The sequence below is a fragment of the Tatumella sp. JGM91 genome (genome assembly GCF_018257575.1).
In the GTDB taxonomy this organism is placed as follows: Bacteria; Pseudomonadota; Gammaproteobacteria; order Enterobacterales; family Enterobacteriaceae; genus Tatumella; species Tatumella punctata.
The window spans coordinates 1-3,250 of the sequence record NZ_JAERJP010000044.1 but is presented as its reverse complement, the minus strand read 5'-3'; the positions used below and the strand labels follow the sequence as shown (position 1 = coordinate 3,250).

The following is a 3,250-nucleotide window of genomic DNA, read 5'->3' as shown; positions in this document are numbered from 1 at the left end:
GCCTTACGCTCCGGTGAAATACGTTTCATGTGTCACTCCATGCCCTCAGATTGATTTTTCAGAGGGGGTGACAACTATGCTGACACTGAGGGATCAGCGAATACTGATGGGGCAGGGAGGCACCAGACTAAGGCTCTGCCAGCCACAGCGATTAAATAGCTTCATCACCCCCGCTATGGTCCCCGTCAGACCCGCTCTCAGCGGATTTATCTGTCGGCCGCTGTCGTCAAAAGCGACATCGAGGTTAGCCCGTGAGAGATAAATGCTATTGATGCCCGCACTGAGCGCTACGGCATTTCGACCGGACCATTCCCGATCGCTCAGCAAACGGTAGTTCCAGGGTAATTTCTGAACTAATTTAGTATGCCTGTATCCAGTACAGGTGTCATCGGCCTTAACCAAGTACTCTTGGGTGAATATCTGGTGTGGAGTAAAAATAGCGGTGAGAAAGATAACGACCCGGTTGTCACCATTCAGCGTGTCATTTCCATCTCATCCAGAAGCCGTGCGCGGGCGGCCCCGATTTCCTGAAGTTTATAAAGATGACGGGTGAAGACTTTCGACTCCGACGTCTGGGACGGAAAGAAGTTAGAGAAATTGTCCCCAGTGAAAGAAATCATAAAACAGATATTATTTAGGAAATTGATCAGTCGCAGATAATTAGCGTCAGTGAAATAATTCGGCATAAAACCGTGAAGTATGCTGTGACGGTTAAGACCGCTGATACCATCATCTGACGAGCTATGCTGATACAAATTATTCCTGAAGTAATTCAGCCCGATGGACCCAATCTGAATTCTTTCATCAAATCCAGAAAAATAACTAATTTCACGGACTGACTGGGGTTTCCAGTCGTAATCTTTAAAAACAACCTGATTAATATAAAATTTAAACCATGCACTGTATATTTCGGCCAGATCAGCAGTTTTTACTGTCTCAGGATTTTTTATTCCCACTTTTATTCCCAGCGCCCTGATAGCATGCTCAATACAGGGTAAAAGCGTGGTAATGGCTGAGCGGATATACCCCAGACTGTACAGCTCTACTGTCTCTCTGATCTGGATGTGACAGCTTTCCAGTGTGGAATATAGAGGATAGTGGCCTGTCGCCAGACGAGAAAGGGCATCTATATTCAGCAGGGTCATAAGGGCGCGGTTCCCCAGTTCAAGTTTTTGCTCACGCGTCGTACCGGTCAGGATATCGGCGCTGTGCGCCTCAATCTCCCCCATAGAAAAATAGAGAGGCAAAATAATTTCTGCTGCGCTGAATTCTGCGCCAATGGCCACCAGAAGGTTACTCTTCAGCGCCAACGCTGCGGTCTCCGGTATAAATCCCCTGCAGTTGTTAATGACCACACAGTAACCCCGGATATCCTCAGTTGCCATGATGACTGCAGGCGTTACGAAATAATTCCCAGCTCCTGCATACTTATCCAGAACGCCAGTCAGCATCTCAATACGGTTGCATTCGGGATTTCTGATTTTGAACTGCGAGTGAATTTTTCTGAAGATTTTTTCAACTTCGGATGTCAGCGCCATCTTAATTTCCTGAGATTAAAAATTTCCTTATAATCATACAGATCCGGTGTCTGTTCTGGTAGCTATATAGGCTATTCTGTCAACCAAATTATCTGGGTTAAATGCCTGGAGAAAAGGAAAGTAAGGAGATAACCGTTTGAAAAACTGTCACTATTGCAAAGTTCGCGATGATGTAGCCTTTTATATTACGGAAAGGCCTTACATTTCAAAACTCTGCTAAACAGACGCATCTCACTCAGGGGATGGACGAAGTAAAATTTTTCTGCCTGTCCTTTATGCTGCGCCCACAGAGCGGATTCGTCGCGTCACCGGCGCTGAACCAGGAAAAGCGGCAGGCAGCGCTTGAACACCTGAAAGCTGGTGCCAGTATCAGCGCCATAGCCCGCGAGTTTGGTACCTCACGACAAACTATCATGCGCCTGCGTGACGATGCAGTCAGCCAGGAATTACCAGAATAAAAGGGAGGGGACCATTCTACCTATTACCTCCGTTAAAAATGGGGGGATTACCGCACTTAACGATGTCATCTAGAAAATAGTATTTATGCATGTACAAAATATGCTATAAATTAGCAAGTATCCTTCATTAATTAAAGAGTGAAAATGAAAGAAGATATTCTCTACCCATCAGTGATTAGCCATCGAGTTATTGAGTTGTTTTCTGATGCTGCATCTAATGAAACGAAAGTTCATATAGCGAGATTTTACGCTGAGATGATAGTGAGTGATTTTCTAATTGATAAATTAGGAGGTGGTGATTTTAGTAAAAAAATTATCAGAGTTAATAACTATGCTAAAAGGAAAAGTTAGTAGAAAAATAACTGATTCATTACACCTCATCAATGATTGTGCAGGAAAGGCATCTCATTATTCTAGAAATAGAGAAATAAATAATAGCACGGCCAATAAGCTTGCTAATGAAGCAATTAATTTGTATCTATTAGTTATAATTGATGAGCTAGAAGATAGAGACTTATACTTCCACCAAGATAGGGCTACGCTAATAAGCGTTCTCCTTCCAGATATGAGGGTGGAAATATACAGTAATATTATAGATTTTTCATCTAATGAAATAGACCTTAATTTATTATGGAAGTGGGCGTTGGCATGTGTAAAAAATAATAATTCAAATAAGGCCAGAAGGAAATTACATGATTTGAATAAGAAAGGAAGGATATCTAAAGATATTGCAGTTCAATTAACTGAAGGCCTTAAAGATTTTCAGTTGGAAATGGAAAAAGGAACTCTACCAATTCCAAGGAATAGAGCAGATTTCGCTAGAAATCTTAATGACGCACTGAAGGCATTATCTATAAATGAAGATTCCATGGAAAAAAACAAAAGGCTGATAAAAATACTAAAAACCATGGCTTCAGATATCGAACCAAGCAGTATGGGGGATCTCAAAGGAATGAGAAAATTTTAAAATTGAGTTATAGGTGAAATGATCTTACCCAGCAATAGTGGGCACGCGACTAAGTGAGTAAACTCTCAGGTAAGAGGTGACTCACATGACAAAACCAGCATCAACCACTAAAAAGCCACGCAAGCAGCACACGCCTGAATTCCGTCAGGAAGCACTTAAACTGGCGGAACGCATTGGTGTGGCCGCTGCAGCCCGCGAACTCAGCCTGTAGAGGGTGTTCATTATTCTGTGTCAAGGCTTACAGGTCGATATGATTATCAAGTCGACCGGCGAAGTGGATCGACAAC

At 42.8% G+C, this 3,250-nt stretch carries 3 protein-coding genes and 3 pseudogenes; 4 read left to right on the top strand and 2 right to left on the bottom strand.

Translation table 11 applies throughout. The features are described 5' to 3' along the window. Nucleotides 1-130: 130 nt before the first annotated feature. Nucleotides 131-351: pseudogene (locus JK198_RS16665) on the bottom strand (hypothetical protein); the annotation flags it as partial. A 122-nt stretch (nt 352-473) separates the two neighbouring features. After that, nucleotides 474-1,538, bottom strand: coding sequence for a hypothetical protein (locus tag JK198_RS16660; protein ID WP_212711057.1), 1,065 nt, complete (start codon nt 1,536-1,538; stop codon nt 474-476). 308 nt (nt 1,539-1,846) lie between these two features. On the opposite strand from JK198_RS16660, the pseudogene JK198_RS16655 reads away from it, so the two are divergent. The 4 genes and pseudogenes from JK198_RS16655 to JK198_RS16640 form a co-directional block, all read left to right on the top strand. Beyond that, nucleotides 1,847-1,996, top strand: a pseudogene (locus JK198_RS16655) (helix-turn-helix domain-containing protein); the annotation flags it as partial. Nucleotides 1,997-2,140: 144 nt separating this feature from the next. Further along, nucleotides 2,141-2,347, top strand: coding sequence for a hypothetical protein (locus JK198_RS16650; RefSeq protein WP_212711056.1), 207 nt, complete (start codon nt 2,141-2,143; stop codon nt 2,345-2,347). Then, on the top strand, nt 2,328-2,963 hold the full coding sequence (locus JK198_RS16645) for a hypothetical protein (protein ID WP_212711055.1): 636 nt from the start codon (nt 2,328-2,330) through the stop codon (nt 2,961-2,963). The genes JK198_RS16650 and JK198_RS16645 overlap by 20 nt, the downstream gene beginning before the upstream one ends. An 85-nt stretch (nt 2,964-3,048) precedes the next feature. Continuing rightward, nucleotides 3,049-3,171: pseudogene (locus tag JK198_RS16640) on the top strand (IS3 family transposase); the annotation flags it as partial. Nucleotides 3,172-3,250: the final 79 nt, after the last annotated feature.